Raw genomic sequence first — 22,845 nt, 5'->3', positions numbered from 1 at the left:
TGTTTTTACTATGCGAGTTGCCACAGAGATAATACTTGATGCTTCTGAAGAAATACGACTCAGAAAGATTACTTCATCAAATACTTGCCCTCTTCGCTTGGCCCGCCGTGCCCAGATTGTTCTTCTCTCTGCAGAAGGAAAAAGCAATCTTGAGATTGCGCAAATACTGAAGATCGGTCGTCATCAGGTCAGCCGCTGGCGTGACCGATATGCTCAGGAAGGCTTCTCCGGGATTGAACAGGATCGAGCTCGCAGTGGCCGTAAAAAGAAGATTGATGCTGCTGAGATTGTGAGTCTGACCACAAACACCCTTCCGGAAAATGCCACTCACTGGAGCACCCGAACTATGGCTGCTGTTAGCGGTATCAGTGAGAGAAGTGTTCGCCGGATATGGCATGCATATGGCCTCAAGCCTCACCTGGAAAAGACATTCAAGGTGTCCCGAGACCCGAAATTTGTGGAGAAGCTTGAAGATATTGTCGGACTCTATCTGTCTCCTCCTGAACATGCGTTGGTGCTGTGCTGTGATGAAAAAAGTCAGGTTCAGGCACTCGATCGAACACAGCCTGGCTTACCGTTGAAGAAAGGGCGTGCCGCAACAATGACTCATGATTATAAACGACATGGTACAACCACTCTCTTTGCAGCACTGAATGTACTTGATGGTGCTGTCATCGGTCAGTGCCAGCAGCGTCATACCCATGTGGAATGGTTGAAGTTTCTTAAACAGATAAATAGGGAAACGGCAAAAGACAAAGAGCTGCACCTGATTTGCGACAACTATGCGACTCACAAACACCCGAAGGTGCGAGAATGGCTGGAAAAACATCCTCGTTTTCATATGCACTTTACGCCAACGTCAGCATCATGGTTAAACATGGTTGAGAGATTTTTTCGGGATCTCACGAGTCAGCGTTTACGCCGTGGTGTGTTTGTCAGTGTGCCACAGCTAGTCAGTGCGATTGATGAATATATTGAAAAGCATAATCAAAATCCAAAGCCGTTTATCTGGACTGCTAAGGCAAATGATATCTTAGAAAAAGTCGTTCGGGCTAATCGCCGGTTAAGTTGCAAAAAGAACGACGCACTACACTAGCTGCAAAACAGCAGAGGTGCTTCACTTGTCTGCTACGATAATTTCGCTCCAGGTAATCATTGCAACCATTAGGCCTGTGTCTTCCTCTGTATACTATTTACGAGGGTAATGACTGGAGGTTTTGACACAATTCCTCGTGATCTTTTCTGAACGAGCCGAATGAAAACCACGGCAGGATTTCCATGATGTGAGTGACCGAAAAAAAACGCATGTTAGAGGCTCATGACTGACCCAGTCGGTCATCAGCGTTCAGGGCAGGAAAATGACCTTTTGGGGAATTTTCAGGTCACCTAGGGACTCTAAAGCAATGCTGTAGTAGTATCCGTCAGCTGAGCCTGGCAATTAGCTTCGGGCTTGTAGTCTTCATTTTTATAATCTTTGGAAGTTTGGCTGTGGAGAATTCAGAAACAGGTCGAATCCTGATAGTTGAGGACGATGAGCGGTTGGCCACACTCACCAGGGACTATCTTGAGAACAATGGACTCTCGGTCTCTATAGAAGGTGATGGTGGTAAAGCGGTTAATCGTATTCTTGAAGAGCGTCCCGATCTGGTGGTGTTGGATTTGATGCTGCCAGGAGAAGATGGTGTTTCCATCTGTCGCCGTGTTCGCGGACATTACGCTGGACAAATTTTGATGCTGACCGCACGGACCGATGACCTGGATGAAGTTCTGGGGCTGGAAATGGGTGCAGACGATTATGTTGCCAAACCGGTACGTCCGAGAGTGCTGTTGGCGAGAATCCGGGCTTTGCTGCGCCGAAATCAGGTCCCCATGGAAGAACAGGAAGAGCAAGGCAGCAGCCGCCTGACGTTTGGTCCATTGGTTGTGGATAACTCTATGCGAGAAGCCTGGCTGAAGGATGTGAGTGTAGAGTTAACCAGTGCCGAGTTTGATCTGTTGTGGTTGCTTTGCTCCAATGCGGGTCGGGTTTTGAGCCGGGAAGAAATTTTCTCTCAACTGCGTGGTATAGAGTACGACGGGCAGGATCGCTCCATTGATGTTCGGGTGTCCCGTATTCGACCCAAGATTGGCGATGATCCCATGCATCCCCGTTTGATCAAAACCGTTCGCAGTAAAGGTTACCTCTTCGTTAAAAGTGAATAAGTGCTCTGAGCTATTTAAGTAGAGAAGCCTGTGAGTAGTATTTTCTTACGTATATACGGAGGGCTCCTGTTTACGCTGGTGCTCGTCGCTGTTCTGTCAGGTATTTCCGTCACGCTGATCAATGGGATGAGACAGGCTGACTATCGAGAAGATATGGTCAGGGGCACCTTTCGTCTGATCGCAGAGACGGTTGAAACCTTGCCTGAAGCTGAACGTAACTCCTGGCTGGAAGACTGGGGAGAGCGTCTTGCTATTCCCTTCGAGCTGGTGAGTCTGGAAGAGTCAGGGCTTGATCAGGAACAGTTCAAATCTTTGAAGCCTGGTGGCATCTGGGTTCGCATGTTGGATCAGAACAGAGCTCTGGTTCTGACACCTCTGGAGGGAGATATCCTTCTGGAAGGTGTGGTGTCGTCTATATCAGAACAAACAGCCAGTGGTACTCTCAGTCTTCTGAAAGCTAAATTGATGCGTTTTCCTGTCGCAAGCAGAGCAGACAAACTGAAAGAGTTGTCTGTCAATAGTTTCAGTTACCCTGTTCATCTGGTGGAACCTTCCCAGACTCGATTGCTCCCTGTGCAGCAGGAGCAGCTTCGTGAAGGCAGCGTGATGATGCTGCTGGATGATGAGGCACAGACGGTATCTATCTACACAAGCCTGCCGGATGAAACCCGACTGCTCAGAATGGGGCCATTAGGGTTGCTGAACCCTTATCCTTTCAAGCTGATGCTGACCATTGGTTTGTTCGTGTTGACTTCCCTGAGTTTGGCCATTTACATCCTGGTTCGGGGAATGGAGAAACGTCTGCGCAAGCTTGAGAGAGCAGCGACACGTTTCAGTCATGGCGACTTTGATGTCCGGGTCTCTCTGTATGGTGCCGACTCCATTGGTCGTCTGGCTCAGGCATTTAATGCCATGGCAGGTCATATCCAGAGACTGTTGAGCCTGCAAAAAGAAATGATCAGAGGCGTCTCACACGAGTTAAGGACACCTGTCGCCCGACTCAGGTTTGGTCTGGACCTGGTGGCCGATGCCAGAACGCCTGAAGAAAGAGATCATCAGTTAGAAGGTATGGATAAGGATATTCAGGAACTGGATAACCTGGTGGATGAGATTCTGACCTATGCCAATCTTGAACAGGGTGCGCCCGAGGTGCGTTTCAAGCGGCATGATGTCGATAAGGTCATTGGTCAGGTCGTTGGTGAGCACAAGCGTCTTCAGGATCGTGTGGCGATTGAGCATGTTCCCTGCAATATACTGGATCCACGCCGTTTTGCAGACATTGATCGTCGCTACATGCACCGGGCCATCCAGAATCTGGTGGGTAATGCCTGTCGCTACGCAGACAGTAAACTGGAGGTCAGGTTTTCCGCAACACAGGACACCTGTCGAGTTGATGTGGATGATGATGGTCCCGGTATTCCAGAGGATCAATGGGATCGGGTCTTTTCAGCGTTTTCAAGATTGGATGACAGTCGTACCAGAAAATCAGGTGGCTACGGCCTTGGACTTTCTATTGTGAGGCGAATTATGTACTGGCATAACGGTCGGGCAATGGTCAGTCACAGCCCTCTGGGTGGTGCCCGGTTCAGTCTGGTTTTGCCTCGTAAACAAAGACGCTAACCGCCTGTTTGTTTCCTTCCATCACGGCTTTAAGGTTTTTTCCGATATGGCTGGAAGAATTCCCGATAACGTTTTGAAGCAGGTTTCCCTGGCTGTTTCCAGAAAGTCGGCGATGTAGGGTTGTTCTTTCTGTTCCACCCGGATACCCGCATAGAGTGTTGACCAGAGACCTCCACTGCCCAGCTTTCTCGCTGCTACATGATCTTTTTCAAGATATTCCGCCAAAGCCCAGTTAGGCAGTGCACAAACGCCGCGCTGACTGGCAACCAGCTGCAACATCATCAGGGTCAACTCAACGGTTCTGACCTGGCTGGGTTCTACGTCATCCGGATCCAGAAAGCGATTGAAGATATCAAGCCGGTTGTGATCAATGGGGTAGATAATCAGTGTTTCTGCTTCGAGATCAGCAGGCTCAATCCACTCCTTTTCCAGCAAGTAATGTTGTCTGGAGAGAGCCAGTAACATCTCATAGCGAAACAACGAGATATACGTCAGACCAGGAATATCTATCGGGTCAGAGGTAACCACCAGATCCAGCTCTCCTCTGGATAAAGCGGGTAAGGGGGCAAAGTTGAAGCCGGTGGCAAAGTCCATTTCGACTTCCGGCCATTGCTGGCGATAGGCGTCAATGGTTGGCATCAGCCATTGGTAACAGCTGTGACACTCAATGGCAATGTTGAGGCGTCCGGACTCTCCCCCTGCCAACCTGAACAGGTCTTGCTCAGCGTGCCTTAGCTGGGGAAGAAGTTCATCTGCCAACTGCAGGATACGCAGACCGGCTGATGTAAATCTGGGAGGACGGGTTTTACGGATGAATAACTCCATGCCAATCCGGGCTTCAAGTTCCTTAATCTGGTGAGACAGGGCTGACTGAGTCAGATGCAGGCTTCTGGCTGCTTCAACCAGGCTCCCGGTCTGCTTTAGAGCAAGCAGTGTTTTCAGGTGCCTCAGTTCCAATCCTATGTTGGTTGTCATGATAAGCCATGTTTCGTACGGAGGTTGATTTTCAAAAGATTATCAATTTTCTTCACTTTTATCATTAGTAAAATGAGTTTGATTCAACTTTTTTTGTGAGCCAGACTCATACTCCATGAGCAGCCGGGTGTGATGACAATGACTTCGCAACTACGGCAGTTTTCGCATAAACAACAGGAAGCCATGAGCGGCAGGGTAGTTTGTCGTCGCCATGGGATGAACAAATCTCTCTAAATCAACAAGAGTGGATGCTCTGGAGAATCCGGTTATGGCAATTTCACACAGCGGTGGCTTTCCACGCATCGGCGCCAATCGCGAGTTGAAAAAAGCGCAGGAAGCCTACTGGAAGGGTGAACTGAGTAAAGAAAGGCTGTTAGAAGAAGGTAAACGCCTCAGATTGCAGCACTGGGCTGTGCAAAAGAAAGCCGGACTGGATCTGATCCCGGTTGGTGATTTTGCCTGGTACGATCAGATGTTGAGTCACTCACTCATGCTGGGCGCTGTTCCGGCACGGTTTGGTGCAGATTCTGACTGTGAAGATGTTGACACCCTGTTTCGCATGGCCCGGGGCAGGGCACCTGGCGGGACTCCGGCAGCAGCGTGTGAGATGACCAAGTGGTTTGATACCAACTATCACTATATTGTTCCGGAGTTGCACAAAGGCCAGACCTTAAAGCTGTCGTCTACAGAAATTATTCGCGAGACCCGCGAAGCATTGGACGCAGGATTTAAGGTCAAGCCAACACTGATAGGTCCACTTACCTGGCTGTGGCTTGGGAAGGTAAAAGGAGAAGCGTTTAATCGTCTGGAACTGCTGGATGATGTTATAGAGGTCTATGGACAGGTACTCAATGAGCTGGCCAAACTGGGTGTTGAGTGGGTTCAAATTGATGAGCCTATCCTGTTACTGGATCTTCCTACCGAGTGGCATCAGGCTTTTGAGTCCACCTACAACAGGCTGCAAGGCAAAGATCTGAAGATCCTGCTGGCGACCTATTTTGGAGGTCTTAATGGCACAACGACGACTGTAGTCAATCTACCCGTTGAGGGGCTGCATATTGATCTGGTTCGTGATGCTGAGCAACTGACAGCAATCCTTGACAGGCTGCCTTCCTACAAAGTGCTTTCAGCTGGTGTCGTGAACGGCAGAAATATCTGGAAAGCGGATATCCGTTCTATAGTCAGTAAACTTCAGGAAGCCAGTGAGCGTCTGGGTAACCGTCTCTGGGTTGCCCCCAGTTGTTCACTTCTGCATACGCCGGTTGATCTTGAATGTGAAACAGATCTGGATGATGAGTTGAAATCCTGGTTTGCCTTTGCCGTTCAGAAGTGTCAGGAAGTAGCAACCATAGCCAGCTTGCTTTCAGGCAATCAGAGCCCCGAGGTTCAGGCTGCTCTGGCTACTTCGGATCGAGCGATTGAAACCCGGAGTCAGTCATCAAGGATACACAATAAGGCTGTTCAGAAGCGGGTTGCCGGAATCAGCAGTGGCGATGACCAGCGAAACCTGCCTTATGAAAAAAGAGCTGTCGTTCAGGCATCCAGACTTAAATTACCGTTGTTTCCAACTACCACAATCGGCTCTTTTCCTCAGACGGTTGCTATCAGAAAGCAGCGTCGTTTATTCAGAAAAGGTGAGTTGAGTAAGCGTGACTACGTAGCAGCCATGCAGAAGGAGATTCTGGACACTGTTGCCAGGCAGGAGGCACTGGGACTCGATGTTCTGGTTCATGGCGAAGCCGAACGTAATGACATGGTCGAGTATTTTGGAGAGCAGCTCAATGGTTTTGCCTTTACCAGCAATGGCTGGGTTCAAAGCTATGGCAGTCGCTGTGTAAAACCTCCCATCATCATTGGTGATGTTTCCAGACCAGAGCCCATGACCGTGAACTGGAGTCGCTTTGCCCAAGACCAGACCAGTAAGTGGATGAAGGGTATGCTCACAGGTCCGGTAACAATACTCTGCTGGTCTTTCCTGCGGGAAGATGTCGATCGAAGTGTTTCCTGCCTGCAACTTGCTCTGGCGCTCAGAGATGAAGTCGTGGATCTGGAAAAGGCGGGCATTGGCATCATCCAGATTGATGAGCCGGCGATTCGCGAAGGTTTACCCTTGCGCAAAGAAGACTGGCCTGACTATCTGAACTGGGCAGTAAAAAGCTTCAGGATTGCTGCCAGTGGCGTTCAGGATGAAACCCAGATTCATACCCACATGTGTTATAGCGAGTTCAATGACATCATTGAATACATCGCGGCAATGGATGCTGATGTTATTACCATTGAGACCTCCAGATCTGACATGGAGTTACTGGATGCTTTTGAACAGTTTGAATACCCCAATGAGATCGGCCCGGGGGTTTATGATATCCACTCGCCTAATGTTCCGGAGTCACAGTGGATGAAACAGTTGATGAAGAAAGCCGCCGAAAAAATCCCGCCGCAACGTTTATGGGTCAATCCGGACTGTGGTCTTAAAACCCGTGATTGGCCCGAAGTAGAAGCGGCTCTGAGCAATATGGTGCAGGTGGCTAACGAACTCAGGGATGAGCTGGCTTAACCGGTGATGCCTTGACCTGGACTTCAATAATGGGAAGTTCTGGAGGGGAAGCGGTGTAGGAAGCCTCTTGCCCTTCATAAGTCAGGAATGAGGGAGCCATCACTTCGGCATGGACACCGGTGAGAATTTCTACCTCTCCCTCTTGCTCTCCAGGCTTGACAAGGTAGAAAACTTTATAGAGTCGGCCCTTTTCCGCATCCTCGAAATAGACAGTGGCTCCCTGGTCCGCCGAAATGATAAGGCTCCGGGGCTCCAGGGGGCGCTCGTCAACGATCAGGTTTGTATCCAGCCGGTATTGGGTTTGGGTAGCTTCTTTGTTACGGCCCGGCATTGAACACCCTGATAACAGCAGTATAAGGGGGATGATCAGGAACTTCTGATACAGGCTATCCAAGTGTTGAGTATTCTTGTTCGACATCAAATAAAAGTCCTTAATTTTAGTGTTTTCGTCTCTGAGACATTGTTCGTGACATATATTCATGCCTAAAGATAGACGCTTCAGAGAAACTAATCTCTGAAATTTTAAGCCTGAATCTATGAAACGTTCACAAAAAAGCAAAACTGCCTTCTCGAGGGTACGATCACTGCTTCTGCTAATGACAATAATGTTTGGGGAGTCGCTGCCTGCCGTGGAACTGGTCGGCTCAGGCCCGATGCCAGCACATTTCTTGTATACCGATAAGTTGTTTGATCCTGAACAGCCCATTCCTCTTCCGTTTGATTTTATGCAGTTCACCCTCAGTTTGCTGCAGTTGCTGCCGAATAACAGACCTCTTCAGTCTCTCAAGCGGCCTCTCTCCCCGGTGTTATCAATGAAGCCAACACACCGCATTGATCTTGTTGCTGAGCCCCTTGAAGTCCTGGTGAATAATTCCAACATGCTGATCGCCACGGGCGCTGGCGGGGGAGGTGGCGGCGATAAGCCACCTGACGGAAACAGCGGGAGTCCTGACCCAGAACCCCAACCTGACCTTACCCTTATTCCTGATCCTGTCCAAACTTGTCTGCGGCAAAAAAAGCAACTGCTTCTAATATTACGAATCAAACGACATTGGACAATTATGACAGGCCAGACCACGCTGGCGCGGATTTTGTCAGACCGGATCATGGTGATTGAAGCTGATCTTCTTGATCTGGAAAGGTCAGACCCTGGCACGATTCAACCGGGGCTGATTCAGACATGGCTGGCAGAGAATGGTCAGGAACTCAGAGTTTACCGTGAGATGGTTTCTGGCAAATATTCTGGCCGACAGACGGGTAACGGGAAAAAGAATTCACCCTCCCGAACGACCAAAGCATCAACGACTGCGACAACAGGTCAGACCGGCCAGATGAGCGAATCTGCTGCCCGTGACCGGGGAACTGGTTCGAGAGGCGGCAGTGGTCGTGGAGATGATGACCCACTGGGACCTTCGGTTGAGCAGGATACCGGAAGTTCAGTTGTCACTTGTTCCAAGTGTAACAGGGCACTGAATACACAGGAATTAAGACGAATAACCAATGAGGCAACTGCCTCAGTGTTTTTATGCAATAAGTGTCTGTCGGGCACTCATGGTAAAAAAAGAGCAAGACGAAACCCGGAAGAAACAGAGCCGGATTCATCGGAACCTCCTCAAAAAAAACACAAGGGCTTGAGTAGAAAGAGAAATACATCAAAAGCAGCTGCTGCACCACCGGCCAAAAAAAAGAAAGCGACAGAAACTCAGATTCCCGATGACTCATTGGAAAAAGTAAAAGAAAACATCAAGTACGAATTAAGCAAGGAAGCGTTGGAAAAAGCACAAAGCCTGATGGAGGTATTCAAGAAAAAAAACATCACAGTTAAGTCCACTTTTTATAAACTCCTCAGCTTTGTAGAGAGAGGTTCATTTAATGACTTCTTCGATAATGCGATCATTTTTTTTGGGCACTCTTCTGAAACTATCAAAAATACAGGCACGCTGACCGGTATGCTAAATAATAAAAAAAAACATATCCGTAGTTTTGCAGAGCGTAGCCAGAGTGAACTCGAATATTTAGCGAGTCTGGACGTATTGACTACCTTCTCGTCCATGAATAGTTGCAAAGGTGTGCCCACGCGAAAGGAAGTGAAAGCAATACTGGGCTGGCCGGAATGGAAAAACAAGGAAGGCGAGTTCAATATCGAACTGTTCCGCTCTTTTTCGTCCATGAACAATGGCCAGGGCTTGCCCAAACATGAAGTAGTGAAAGAGGTACTGGGCTGGCCGGAATGGAAGGGCAAGGATGGCGAGTTCAGTATAGAGTTGTTCCGCTCCTTCACATCTATGAATAGTGGCAGAGGCATGCTCAAACATGAGCAAGTGAAAGAGTTGCTGGGCTGGCCGGAATGGAAAGACAAGGATGGCGAGTTCAGTATGGAGCTGTTCCGCGCCTTTTCGTCTATGAATCATTGCAAAGGCATGCTCAAACATGGGGAATTGAAAGAGGTACTGGGCTGGCTGGAATGGAACGACAAGGATGGCGAGTTCAGTTTGGAGCTGTTCCGCTTCTTCACGTCTATGAATCATGGCAAAGGCATGCTCAAACATGAGCAAGTGAAAGAGGTGCTGGGCTGGCCGGAATGGAAAGACAAGGATGGCGAGTTCAATATGGAGCTGTTCCGCTCCTTCTCATCCATTAATAGTGGCAAAGGCATACTCAAACATGAGCAAGTGAAAAAGGTGGTGGGCTGGCCGGAATGGAACGACAAGGTTGGCGAGTTCAGTATGGAGCTGTTCCGCTGCTTCTCGTCTATGAATCATGGCAAAGGCATGCTCAAACATGAGCAAGTGAAAGAGTTGCTGGGCTGGCCGGAATGGAAAGACAAGGATGGCGAGTTTAATCTGGAGCTGTTCCGCTCCTTCTCATCCATGGACAATGGTAAAGGCATGCTCAAACAAAAGGAAGTCAAAGAGGTACTGGGCTGGCCGGAATGGAAAGACAAGGATGGTGAGTTCACTATGGAGCTGTTCCGAGCCTTCTCGTCTATGAACAATCGCAAAGGCATGCCCAAACATGAGCAAGTGAAACAGATGCTGGGCTGGCCGGAATGGAAAGACAAAGATGGCGAGTTCAATATGGAGCTGTTCCGCGCCTTCTCGTCCGCGAATAGTGGCAGAGGCATGTTCAAACATGAGCAAGTGAAAGAGGTGCTGGGCTGGCCGGAATGGAAAGACAAGGATGGCGAGTTTACTATGGAGCTGTTCCGCGCCTTCTCGTCCACGAATAGTGGCAGAGGAATGCTCAAACATGAGCAAGTGAAAGAGTTGCTCGGCTGGCCGGAATGGAAAGACAAGGATGGCGAGTTCAACATGGAGCTGTTCCGCGCCTTCTCGTCTATGAATCATGGCAAAGGCATGCTCAAACATGAGCAAGTGAAAGAGGTGCTGGACTGGCCGGAATGGAAAGACAAGGATGGCGAGTTCAATATGGAGCTGTTCCGCGCCTTCTCGTCCACGAATAGTGGCAGAGGAATGCTCAAAAATGAGCAAGTGAAAGAGGTGCTGGGCTGGCCGGAATGGAAAGACAAGGATGGCGAGTTCAACATGGAGCTGTTCCGCGCCTTCTCGTCCATAAATCATAGAAAAGGCATGCTCAAACATGGGGAAGTGAAAGAGGTACTGAACTGGCCGGAATGGAAACACAAGGATAACCAGTTCAATATGAAGTTGTTCCGCGCTATTTCGTCTATAAATAATGGCAAGAGCTTGCCCAAACATGAGCATGTAAAAAAAATGCTGGGCTGGATACGTTATCGAAGGGTACCCAATCGTAGTCTACTGCAAATTATGACCAGGCTCTGGGGATCAGAAGGGCTACCTGCTACCGAAGTGCTCCAACATCAGGAAAGACAACTGAAACAGTGGCTGTCTACAGAATTTACTGGAGGACATAACAACTCGAATAATAAAGGAGATGACCAATACGATAGCGATTCAGAGAATGAAGAGGATGACAAATGCAATCGCCAGATAAAAACAGTCACTCTGTATCTTTCCACCCCTAAGCCAGACTGGTTACTAAAATGGACGGTTTTAAAACAGTTCTGCCAACTCCATAAAAAGACTAAAACGGTTCTGATGCTTGAATCATTGATAGGGCTTTTATCTTCTTCCGGAGGGGAAAGCGTCCGGCGCTACCTTCAGGCTAATCAACAGGATCGGCATTTTTTGTGGCGTCATTCAATGAAAGCCGTGCCTTTGCGCGTGTTAAATAGAGCAATGTTTCTGTGTTCTTCCGATGGAGACAGGGAGCGTTTTGTCTATTTCGCCAAGCGGCTCAAGTCATTGCCGGATAAAAGACTATGGAAGCATTTCTCAGCCCGGTTGCAACCATTATCGGCGGTACTGAAACTCGACTCTATGCAAAGGTTCTATCTGGAAATCCTGCAACCCTTAACAAAGGATGATCAGCTGCGTTTTCTGGATGCCAGCCATGCCCGGGCTGTATTCGACCTGTTTCCCTCGTTGAGTGCTCTGCAAAAACTCAGCAAAGAGCATTCTTCCCACTGGTTAAAGAAGCTGCTTGAAGCCTGCCTGCAACTAAAAACCCATGACATCACCAAAGAAGGCATCCAGATACTGTTTGAAGCGCTGCTCAAAACCCATAGTCTTCTACCCTGGAATAACGATATTCCCGATCACTTTCTGTCCGGGATGCGAACAAACGACAATAACCATGTTGAGATATCTGTCTCCGGTCTTATCCAAACAGGAGAACAGTTGGCCCTGAGTTATATTGCAGTGTTGATGCAGAACCTCAATGAGATGTCTTTTACCGTCAAAGGGCAATGGCTTGAGGTTGAATTACCAAGTGGCAGAGTTCAAAACTACCGCTTTCCAATGCCACAGCTGGAAATACAGGATGAAAAAATGACTATCAGCAACTGGTCAGAAGAGCAGTTCAGGACTGTTTTGAAAATCACCGGGATATCTGAACACTATTATTTGACCGCAGATCAATGGCAGAAACTGGATAACGTTCAATTCAGGCAAGCTGAAGCATGTCAGGTAGAGAATGAATTGGAACCACAAAAACAGGCGTTTGGCAGTTTATGGTTAAAGCTCAACCAGACAGAAGTTTTTGGCACCGAAATACTGAATTTACTGGAGGAGTACGAGAGCGAAATGGAGCTTATGCATACAGTGACCCTCCTTAAAAAAGCCAAAATCGATACCGATGACTGCATACTGGAAGAATGGCGGCAACGGGCGTGCAGAAAAATAGAACAGTTAAAAAGGCAAGACCCTTTATTATCCGATGTTGATCCTGATGTTTATCAGGGTTGTCAGGAACTGGAGTTGCTTGATGGGTGTGGGAGTATTTTCTAAAAAGACTTGTGTCGTCTGATAAGGCTTCCAAAAACAAACTGTCTGCCAAATCTGTTTATGGCAAGCTTGCCAGTGCGGTGCTATAAAATCTAGCGCAAACGTGAACCATCAGGCCTAAGCCGGATGACGTACGAATTTTTTCCACTAGCGAATGGATTCACAGAAGCTGATTTTATTAGCCGGGATCTATGAGACGCTCACAACAAAAAAAAGCTGCCTGCTCGATGGTCCGATCACTGATTCTGCTAGCGATGGTGTTGTTTAGGGATTCGCTGCAGGCATTGGAATTAGTCGGCTCAAGCCCGCTACCAGCTTATTTCCTGTATTCCAATAAGTTGGCTGAACCTGAACAGCCCGATCCTCTTCGAGGGTGTCACGAGTTGACTCCCGTCATTCCCGGCTTCATTCCCGCGAAGGCGGGAATCCACACTGACTCACCACCAGAACCATCCTGCCCGGTGCCCCCCTGGCCTTGTCATCCCCGAGAAGGCAGGGATCCACCGTTGGCGCTGGATTCCCGCCTTCGCGGGAATGACGACCTCAGAGCATGGGAACGAGTTGTTGGGCTTTTGCGACAGCCTCCGGAGCCTGGGAAGGAGTTGTTGGAGCTTTACGTGCCCCCTGAAGTTTTGGAGAAAACTTCTAATGGACTGATCGTCAGCGGCGCCGCCGGAGGAGGTGATGACGATAAGCCACCTAACGGAAACAGTGGGAGTCCTGAACCAGAGCGCAAACCTGACCTTACCCTTATTCCTGATCCTGTCCAAACTTGTCTGCAGCAAAAAAAGCAACTGCTTATAATATTACAAATCAAACGACTATGGTCGATTATCACAGGCCAAACCACGCTGGCCCGGATTTTGTCAGACCGGATCATGGTGATTGAAGCCGATCTTCTTGATCTGGAAAGGTCAGACCCTGATACGATTCAACCGGGGCTGGTTCAGACATGGCTGGCAGAGAATGGTCAGGAACTCAGAGTTTACTGTGAGATTGTTTCTGGCAAATATTCTGGCCGACAGACGGGTAACGGGAAAAAGAATTCACCCTCCCGAACGACCAAAGCATCAACGACTGCGACAACAGGTCAGACCGGCCAGATGAGCGAATCTACTGCCCGTGACCGGAGAACTGGTTCGACAGGCGGCAGTGGTCGTGGAGACGATGACCCACTGGAACCTTCGGTTGAGCAGGATACCGGAAGTTCAATTGTCACTTGTTCCAAGTGTAACAGGGCACTGAATACACAGGAATTAAGACGAATAACGAATGAGGCAACTGCCTCAGTGTTTTTATGCAATAAGTGTCTGTCGGGCACTCATGCTAAAAAAAGAGCAAGACGAAACCCGGAAGAAACAGAGCCGGATTCATCGGAACCTCCTCAGAAAAAAAACAAGAGCTTGAGTAGAAAGAGAAAAGCATCAAAAGCAGTTGCTGCACCATCGGCCAAAAAAAAGAAAGCGACAGACACTCAGACCCCCGATGACCCATTGGAAAAAGTAAAAGAAAACATCAAGTACGAATTAAGCAAGGAAGCGCTGGAAAAAGTGCAAACCCTGATGGAGGTATTCAAGGAAAAAAACATCACAGTCAAGCCCACTTTTTATAAACTGCTCGACTTTGTAGAAAGAAGTTCACTTAATGGCTTCTTCGATAATGCGATCGTTTTTTTTTGGCATCTTTCTGAACACTTCAAAAGTACAGGCATGCTGACCAGCATGCTACATAATAAAAAAAAACATATTCGTAGTTTTGCAGAGCGTAGCCAGAGTGAACTCGAATATTTAGCGAGTTTGGATGTATTGACTTCGTTCTCGTCCATGAATAGTCGCAAAGGTGTGCCCACACATAAGGAAGTGAAAGCAATAATGGGGTGGCCGGAATGGAAAGACAAGGAAGGCGAGTTCAATATCGAACTGTTCCGCTCTTTTTCGTCCATGAATAATGGCCAGGGTTTGCCCAAACATGAAGAAGTGAAAGAGGTGCTGGGCTGGCCGGAATGGAAGCGCAAGGATGGCGAGTTCAGTATGGAGCTGTTCCGCTCCTTCTCATCCATGAATAGTGGCAGAGGCATGCTCAAACATGAGCGAGTGAAAGGGGTGCTGGGCTGGCCGGAATGGAAAGACAAGGATGGCGAGTTCAGTATGGAGCTGTTCCGCGCCTTTTCGTCTATGAATCATTGCAAAGGTATGCTCAAACATGAGCAAGTGAAAGTGATGCTGGGCTGGCCGGAATGGAAAGACAAGGATGGCAAGTTTAGCATGGAGCTGTTCCGCTCCTTCTCATCCATGAATAGTGGCCAAAGCCTGCCCAATCATGAGGAAGTGAAAGCGGTGCTGGGCTGGCCGGAATGGAAAGACAAGGATGGCGAGTTCAATATGGAGCTGTTCCGCTCCTTCTCGTCCATGAATAATGGGAAAGGCATGCTCAAACATGAGAAAGTGAAAGAGGTGCTGAACTGGCCGGAATGGAAAGACAAGGATGGCGAGTTCAGTATGGAGCTGTTCCGCTCCTTCTCGTCCATGAATAATAAAAAAGGCCTGCTCAACCATGAGGAAGTGAAAGCAGTGCTGGACTGGCCGCAATGGAAAGACAAGGATGGCGAGTTCAGTATGGAGCTGTTCCGTTCCTTCTCATCCATGAATAGTGGCAAAGGTATGCTCACACAAAAAGAAGTGAAAGAGGTGCTGGGTTGGCCGGAATGGAAGGACAAGGATGGCGAGTTCAGTATAGAGCTGTTCCGCTCCTTCTCATCCATGAATAGAAGCAAAGGCATGCTCAAACAAAAAGAAGTGAAAGAGGTACTGGGCTGGCCGGAATGGAAAGACAAGGATGGCGAGTTCAGTATGGAGCTGTTCCGCTCCTTCTCATCCATGAATAGAAGCAAAGGCATGCTTCAACATGAGCAAGTGAAAGAGGTGCTGGGCTGGCCGGAATGGAAAGACAAGGATGGCGAGTTCAGTATAGAGCTGTTCCGCGCCTTCTCATCCATGAATAGTGGCAAAGGCATGCTCAAACAAAAGGAAGTGAAAGAGTTGTTGGGCTGGCCGGAATGGAAAGACAAAGATGACGAGTTTAATACGAAGTTGTTCCATTCCTTCTCGTCTATGAATCATTGCAAAGGCATGCTTAAACAAAAGGAAGTGAAAGCGGTGCTGGGCTGGCCGGAATGGAAAGACAAGGATGGCGAGTTCAATATGGAGCTGTTCCGCTCCTTCTCATCCATGAATAGTAACAAAGGCATGCTCAAACATGAGCAAGTGAAAGAGACGCTGGGCTGGTCGGAATGGAAAGACAAGGATGGCGAGTTTAATACGAAGTTGTTCCGATCCTTCTCGTCCATGAATAATGGCCAGGGCATGCTCAAACATGAGCAAGTGAAAGAGGTGCTGAACTGGCCGGAATGGAAACAAAGGGTTGGCCAGTTCAATATGAAGTTGTTCCGGGCTTTCTCGTCCATGAATAATCGCCAGGGCTTGCCCAAACATGAGCATGTAAAAAAAGTGCTGGGCTGGATACGTTACCGGGGGGCACCCAATCATAGTCTACTGCAAATAATGACCAGGCTCTGGGCATCAGAAGGGCTACCTGCTACTGAAGTGCTCCAACACCAGGAAACACAATTGAAACAGTGGCTGTCTACAGAATTTAATGGAGAACATAGCAACTCGAATAACAAAGGAGATGACCAATACGATGGCGATTGCGATTCAGAGAATGAAGAGGATGACAAATGCAATCACCAGATAAAAAAAGTCGCTCTTTATCTTTCCACCTCTAAGCCAGACTGGTTACTAAAATGGACTGTTTTAAAACAGTTTTGCCAATTGCATAAAGAGACTAAAACGCTTCTGATGCTGGAATCATTGATAGGATTTTTATCTTCTTCCGGAGGGAAAAGCGTCAAACGTTACCTTCAGGCTAATCAACAGGATCGGCATTTTTTGTGGCGTCATTCAATGAAAGCTGTACCTTTGCGTGTGTTAAATAGAGCAATGTTCCTGTGTTCTTCCGATGAAGACAGGGAGCGTTTTGTCTATTTTGCCAAGCGGCTGAAGTCATTGCCGGATAAAAGACTATGGGAGCAGTACTCAGCCCGGTTGCAACCCTTATCGGCGGTGCTGAAACTCGACTTTATGCAAAGACTCTATCTGGAAATCCTGCAACCCTTAACAAAGGATGATCAGCTCCGTTTTCTGGATGCCAGCCATGCCCGGGCTGTATTCGACCTGTTTCCCTCGTTGAGCGCTCTGCAAAAACTCAGCAAAGAGCATTCTTCCCATTGGTTAAGCAAGCTGCTTGAAGCCTGCCTGCAACTAAAAACCCATGACATCACCAAAGAAGGCATCCAGATACTGTTTGAAGCGTTGCTCAAAACCCATAGTCTTCTACCCTGGGATCACGATATCCCCGATCACTTTTTGTCCGGGATGCAAACGACCGACAATAACCATGTTGAGATACCTGTCTCCGGACTAATCCAGTCAGGAGAACAGTTGGCCCTGAGCTATATCGTTGTGTTGATGCAGAACCTCAATGAGATGTCTTTTACCGTCAAAGGGCAGTGGCTTGAGGTTGAGGTGCCAGGTGACGGAGTTCAAAACTACCGCTTTCCAATGCCACAGCTGGAAATACAGGATGAAAAAATGGCCATCAGCAACTGGTCAGAAGAGCAGTTCAGGACTGTTTTAAAAATCACCGGGATATCTGAACACTATTATTTGACTGCAGATCAATGGCAGAAACTGGATAACGTTCAATCCAGGCAAGCTGAAGCATGTCAGCCAGAAAATGAATTGGAACCACAAAAACAGGCGTTCGGCAGTTTATGGCTAAAGCTCAACCAAACAGAAATTTTTGGCACCGAAATACTGAATTTACTGGAGGAGTATGAGAGCGAAATGGGGCTTATGCATACAGTGACCCTCCTTAAAAAAGCCAAAATCGATACCGATAACTGCATACTGGAAGAATGGCGGCAACGGGCGTGCAACAAAATAGAACAGTTAAAAAAGCAAGACCCTTTATTATCCGATGTTGATCCTGATGTTTATCAGGGTTGTCAGGAACTGGAGTTGCTTGATGGATGTGGGAGTATTTTCTAAAAAGACTTGTGTCGCCTGATAAAGCTTCTAAAAACAAACTGTCTGCCAAATCCGTTTATGGCAAGCTCGCCAGTGAGCTGCTATAAAGTCTGCCGCAAACGTCAATCGATAGGCCTGAGCCGGACGACGCACAAATTTTTCCCAATGGCGAATGGATTCACAGAAGCTGATTTTTTAAGCCAGGATCTATGAAACGCTCACAAAAAAACAAAACGGCCATATCGAGAGTTCGATCACTGCTGGTGACGATAATATTTGGTGGGCCGCTGCATGCAGTGGAATTAGTCGGCTCAAGTCCGCTACCCGCCTATTTTCTGTATTCCCATAAGTTGGCTGAATCTGAACAGCCCGACCCTCTTCGATGGCATCAAAAAAACCTGACTCCCATGCTTTTAGGCCCTGTGGGCCCTAGACGTGGGGACCCGTATGTTATCTCAAGTCGCAGTATCCGGCTTTCAGGGGGGATATGCATTCCCACGCCGGATGACGATAAGCCACCTGACAGAAACAGCAGGAGTCCTTACCCAAAGCCCCAACCTGTCCTTACCCTTATTCCTGACCCTGTCCAAACTTGTCGGCAGCAAAAAAAGCAACTGCTTATAATATTGCAAATCAAACGACTATGGACGATTATAACAGGCCAAACCACGCTGGCCCGGATTTTGTCAGACCGGATTATGGTGATTGAAGCCGATCTTCTTGATCTGGAAAGGCCAGACCCTGGCACGATGCAACCGGGGCTGGTTCAAAGATGGCTGGCAGAGAATGGTCAGGAACTCAGAGTTTACCATGAGATGGTTTCTGGCAAATATTCTGGCCGACAGACGGGTAACGTGAAAAAGAATACAACCTCCCGAAAGACCAAAGCATCAACGACCGCAACAACAGGTCAGACCGGCCAGACAAGCGGACCTTCTGCCTGTAACAGGGGAACCGGTTCGACAGGCGTCAATGGTCGTGGAGGCGATGACCCACTAAAACCCTCAGCTGAGCAGAATACCGGAAATTCGGTTGTCGCTTGTTCGAAGTGTGACAAGGTATTGAATCCACAGGAGCTAGGACGTGTAGCAAATCAGACAGCAGCTTCAGCGTTGTTGTGCGACAAGTGCCTGTCGGGCATTCAAGGTAACAAAAGGCTAAGACGAATCCGGGAAGAAGCAGAACCGGTTTCATCAGAACCCGCTCCGAAAAAAAAGAAGGGCCCGGGTAGAAAGAGAAATAGTTCAACCGCTGTTGCTGCACCACCGGCCAAAAAAAAGAAACCGCCAGACACTCAGATCCCCGATGACCCATTGGAAAAAATAAAAGCAAATATCAAGTACGAATTAAGTCAGGAAGAGCTGAAAAAAGTGCAAACCCTGATGGCGGTATTCAAGAAAAAAAACGTCACTGTAAAAAACACTTTTTATAAGCTGCTTGGTTTCGTGGATAGAGATTCTTTTAATGGCTTCTTCGATAATGCCACCGCTTTTTTTGGGCATCTTTCTGAAAACGTCAAAAATACAGGCATGCTGACCGGCATGCTGGGTAATAAAAAAAAACATATCCGTAGTTTCGCAGAACGTAGCCTGAGTGAACTCGAATATTTAGCAAGTTTGGATGTATTGAATTCCTTTTCGTCCATGAATAGTAGGAAAGGCGCGCCCACACATGAGCAAGTGAAAGCAACACTGGGCTGGCCAGAATGGAAAGACAGGGATGGCGAGTTTAATACGAAGTTGTTCCGTTCCTTCTCGTCAATGAATAGTTGCAAAGGCTTGCTCAAACATGAACAAGTGAAAGAGGTGCTGGGCTGGCTGGAATGGAAAGACAAGGATGGCGAGTTCAGTATGGAGCTGTTCCGCTCCTTCTCATCCATGAACAATGGAAAAGGCATGCTCAAACATGAGCAAGTGAAAGAGGTACTGAGCTGGCCGGAATGGAAAGACAAGGATGGCAAGTTCAGTATGGAACTGTTCCGCTCCTTCTCATCTATGAATCATGGCAAAGGCATCCTCAAACATGAGGAAGTGAGAGAGGCGCTGGGCTGGCCGGAATGGAAGGACAAGGATGGCGAGTTCAATATGGAGCTGTTCCGCTCCTTCTCATCTATGAGTCATTGCAAGGGTGTACTCAAACATGAGCAAGTGAAAGAGGTGCTGTGCTGGCCGGAATGGAAGGACAAGGATGGCGAGTTCAGTATGGAGCTGTTCCGCGCCTTCTCATCTATGAATCATGGCAAAGGCATCCTCAAACATGAGCAAGTGAAAGAGGTGCTGGGCTGGCCGGAATGGAAAGACAAGGATGGCGAGTTCAACATTGAGCTGTTCCGCGCCTTCTCGTCCAGGAATCATGACAAAGGCATGCTCAAACATGAGCAAGTGAAAGAAGTGCTGGGCTGGCTGGAATGGAGAAACAAGGATGGTGAGTTCAGTATAGAGCTGTTCCGCGCCTTCTCATCTATGAATCATGGTAAGGGCATCCTTAAACATGAGGAAGTGAAAGAGGTGCTGGGCTGGCCGGAATGGAAAGACAAGGATGACGAGTTCAATATGGAGCTGTTCCGCGCCTTCTCATCCATGAACAGTGGAAAAGGCATGCTCAAACATGAGGAAGTGAAAGAGGTGCTGGGCTGGCCGGAATGGAAAGACAAGGATGACGAGTTCAATATGGAGCTGTTCCGCGCCTTCTCATCCATGAACAGTGGAAAAGGCATGCTCAAACATGAGGAAGTGAAAGAGGTGCTGGGCTGGCTGGAATGGAAAGACAAGGATGGCGAGTTCAATATGGTGCTGTTCCGCGCCTTCTCATCTATGAATCATTGCAAAGGCATCCTCAAACATGAGTATGTGAAAGAGCTGCTGGCCTGGTCGGAATGGAAAGACAAGCATGGCGAGTTCAACATTGAGCTGTTCCGCGCCTTCTCATCCATGAATGGTGGCAAAGGCATGCTCAAACATGAGGAAGTGAGAGAGGTGCTGGGCTGGCCGGAATGGAAAGACAGGCATGGTGAGTTCAATATGGAGCTGTTCCGCGCCTTCTCATCTATGAGTCATGGCAAGGGCGTGCTTAAACATGAGGAAGTGAAAGAGGTGCTGGCCTGGTCGGAATGGAAAGACAGGGATGGCGAGTTCAACATTGAGCTATTCCGCTCCTTCTCATCCATGAACAATGGTAAAGGAATGCTCAAACAAGAGAAAGTAAAAGAGGTGCTGGACTGGATAGATTGCCGGGGGGCGCCCAATCACAGGCTACTGCAAATCATGCCCAGGCTTTGGGCATCGGCAGGGCTTCCTGCTATCAAGCTGTTGCAACACTGGGAAACACAACTGAAACAGTTACTGCCTGCAGAACTTACCGGAGAACACAGCAACTCGGATAATGAAGGAGAGGATAAATACAATCACCAGATAAAAACAGTCGCCCTTTATCTTTCCACCCCCAAGGCAGACTGGTCGCTAAAATGGACGGTTTTAAAACAGTTCTGCCAATTTCATGAACAGACTAAAACGGTTCTGAGGCTGGGATCATTGATAGGACTTTTATCTTCTTCCGGAGGGAAAAGCGTCAAACGCTCCCTTCAGGCTAATCAACTGGAGCGGCATTTTTTGTGGCGTCATTCAATGAAAACCGTGCCTTTGCGCGTGTTAAATAGAGCAATGTTCCTGTGTTCTTCCGATGAAGACAGGGAGCGTTTTGTCTATTTTGCCAAGCGGCTGAAGTCATTGCCAGATAAAAGATTATGGGAGCAGTATTCAGCTCTGTTGCAACCATTGTCAGGAGTGCTGAAATTCGAATATATGCAAGGGCTCTATCTGGAAATCCTGCAACCCTTAACAAAGGATGATCAGCTGCGTTTTCTGGATGCCAGCCACGCCCGCGTTGTGTTCGACCTGTTTCCCTCGTTAAGCGCCCTGCAAAAACTCAGCAAAGAGCATTCTTCCCATTGGTTAAGCAAGCTGCTTGAAGCCTGCCTGCAACTAAAAACCCATGACATCACCAAAGAAGGCATCCAGATACTGTTTGAAGCGTTGCTCAAAACCCATAGTCTTCTACCCTGGGATCACGATATCCCCGATCACTTTTTGTCCGGGATGCAAACGACCGACAATAACCATGTTGAGATACCTGTCTCCGGACTAATCCAGTCAGGAGAACAGTTGGCCCTGAGCTATATCGTTGTGTTGATGCAGAACCTCAATGAGATGTCTTTTACCGTCAAAGGGCAGTGGCTTGAGGTTGAGGTGCCAGGTGACGGAGTTCAAAACTACCGCTTTCCAATGCCACAGCTGGAAATACAGGATGAAAAAATGGCCATCAGCAACTGGTCAGAAGAGCAGTTCAGGACTGTTTTAAAAATCACCGGGATATCTGAACACTATTATTTGATTGCAGATCAATGGCAGAAACTGGATAACGTTCAATCCAGGCAAGCTGAAGCATGTCAGCCAGAGAATGAATTGGAATCACAAAAACAGATGTTTGGCAGTTTATGGTTAAAGCTGAACCAGACAGAAATTTTTGGCACCGAAATACTGAATTTACTGGAGGAGTACGAGAGCGAAATGGAGCTTATGCATACAGTGACACTCCTTAAAAAAGCCAAAATCGATAGCGCTAGCCACATACTGGAAGCATGGAGGCAACGGGCGTGCAACAAAATAGAACAGTTAAAAAAGCAAGACCCTTTATTATCAGATGTTGATCCTGATGTTTATAAAGGTTGTCAGGAACTGGAGTTGCTTGATGGGTGTGGGAGTATTTTCTAAAAAGACTTGTGTCGTCTGATAAGGCTTCTGAAAACAAACTGTCTGCCAAATCCGTTCATGGCAAGCTTGCCAGTGCGGTGCTATAAAATCTAGCGTAAACGTGAATCATCAGGCTTAAGCCGGATGACGTACGAATTTTTTCCACTGGCGAATGGATTCACAGAAGCTGATTTTATTAGCCTGGATCTATGAGACGCTCACAACAAAAAAAAGCTGCCTGCTCGATGGTCCGATCACTGCTTCTGCTAGTGACGATGTTGTTTGGGGATTCGCTGCATGCATTGGAATTATTCGGGTCAAGCCCGCTACCC

9 protein-coding genes are annotated in these 22,845 nt (G+C 48.0%); 7 read left to right on the top strand and 2 right to left on the bottom strand.

Translation table 11 applies throughout. From position 1 onward, the window contains the following. Positions 1 to 10: 10 nt before the first annotated feature. From ACOMHB_RS20740 to ACOMHB_RS20730, 3 genes are all read left to right on the top strand, one after another. Positions 11 to 1,096 (top strand): IS630 family transposase, encoded by a 1,086-nt coding sequence (locus ACOMHB_RS20740; protein WP_448218589.1) that lies wholly within the window; start codon positions 11 to 13, stop codon positions 1,094 to 1,096. A 386-nt stretch (positions 1,097 to 1,482) separates the two neighbouring features. Further along, complete coding sequence (locus ACOMHB_RS20735; protein WP_448218040.1) at positions 1,483 to 2,202, top strand: winged helix-turn-helix domain-containing protein; 720 nt, start codon at positions 1,483 to 1,485, stop codon at positions 2,200 to 2,202. 30 nt (positions 2,203 to 2,232) lie between these two features. Beyond that, on the top strand, positions 2,233 to 3,822 hold the full coding sequence (locus ACOMHB_RS20730) for an ATP-binding protein (protein WP_448218039.1): 1,590 nt from the start codon (positions 2,233 to 2,235) through the stop codon (positions 3,820 to 3,822). Positions 3,823 to 3,843: 21 nt separating this feature from the next. Here ACOMHB_RS20730 and ACOMHB_RS20725 read toward each other — a convergent pair whose 3' ends face one another. Continuing rightward, positions 3,844 to 4,797 carry a LysR family transcriptional regulator gene (locus tag ACOMHB_RS20725; protein WP_448218038.1) on the bottom strand — a complete coding sequence of 318 codons (954 nt, stop codon included), beginning with the start codon at positions 4,795 to 4,797 and terminating at the stop codon, positions 3,844 to 3,846. Positions 4,798 to 5,065: 268 nt separating this feature from the next. Between ACOMHB_RS20725 and metE the strand changes: the two genes are divergently transcribed. Continuing rightward, positions 5,066 to 7,351 carry a 5-methyltetrahydropteroyltriglutamate--homocysteine S-methyltransferase gene (metE, locus tag ACOMHB_RS20720; protein ID WP_448218037.1) on the top strand — a complete coding sequence of 762 codons (2,286 nt, stop codon included), beginning with the start codon at positions 5,066 to 5,068 and terminating at the stop codon, positions 7,349 to 7,351. On the opposite strand, the gene ACOMHB_RS20715 is transcribed toward metE, so the two are convergent. After that, on the bottom strand, positions 7,332 to 7,769 hold the full coding sequence (locus ACOMHB_RS20715; RefSeq protein WP_448218036.1) for a hypothetical protein: 438 nt from the start codon (positions 7,767 to 7,769) through the stop codon (positions 7,332 to 7,334). The genes metE and ACOMHB_RS20715 overlap by 20 nt on opposite strands. Before the next feature lie 178 nt (positions 7,770 to 7,947). Here ACOMHB_RS20715 and ACOMHB_RS20710 point away from each other — a divergent pair, with 178 nt between their 5' ends. The 3 genes from ACOMHB_RS20710 to ACOMHB_RS20700 all read left to right on the top strand — a co-directional run bounded on the left by ACOMHB_RS20710 (position 7,948) and on the right by ACOMHB_RS20700 (position 22,534). Beyond that, on the top strand, positions 7,948 to 12,681 hold the full coding sequence (locus ACOMHB_RS20710) for a hypothetical protein (protein WP_448218035.1): 4,734 nt from the start codon (positions 7,948 to 7,950) through the stop codon (positions 12,679 to 12,681). Positions 12,682 to 13,061: 380 nt separating this feature from the next. Then, on the top strand, positions 13,062 to 17,786 hold the full coding sequence (locus ACOMHB_RS20705) for a hypothetical protein (protein ID WP_448218034.1): 4,725 nt from the start codon (positions 13,062 to 13,064) through the stop codon (positions 17,784 to 17,786). A 605-nt stretch (positions 17,787 to 18,391) separates the two neighbouring features. After that, positions 18,392 to 22,534, top strand: coding sequence for a hypothetical protein (locus ACOMHB_RS20700; protein WP_448218033.1), 4,143 nt, complete (start codon positions 18,392 to 18,394; stop codon positions 22,532 to 22,534). Positions 22,535 to 22,845: the final 311 nt, after the last annotated feature.

This window comes from Endozoicomonas sp. 2B-B, assembly GCF_053470045.1.
This window is presented reverse-complemented; position numbering and strand designations above follow the sequence as displayed.

Bases quoted from the DNA above. Each gene is read 5' to 3' on its own strand.
- metE (WP_448218037.1), top strand. From the start codon at position 5,066: ATGGCAATTTCACACAGCGGTGGCTTTCCACGCATCGGCGCCAATCGC.
- ACOMHB_RS20725 (WP_448218038.1), bottom strand. From the start codon at position 4,797: ATGACAACCAACATAGGATTGGAACTGAGGCACCTGAAAACACTGCTT.
- ACOMHB_RS20715 (WP_448218036.1), bottom strand. From the start codon at position 7,769: ATGTCGAACAAGAATACTCAACACTTGGATAGCCTGTATCAGAAGTTC.
- ACOMHB_RS20740 (WP_448218589.1), top strand. From the start codon at position 11: ATGCGAGTTGCCACAGAGATAATACTTGATGCTTCTGAAGAAATACGA.
- ACOMHB_RS20710 (WP_448218035.1), top strand. From the start codon at position 7,948: ATGACAATAATGTTTGGGGAGTCGCTGCCTGCCGTGGAACTGGTCGGC.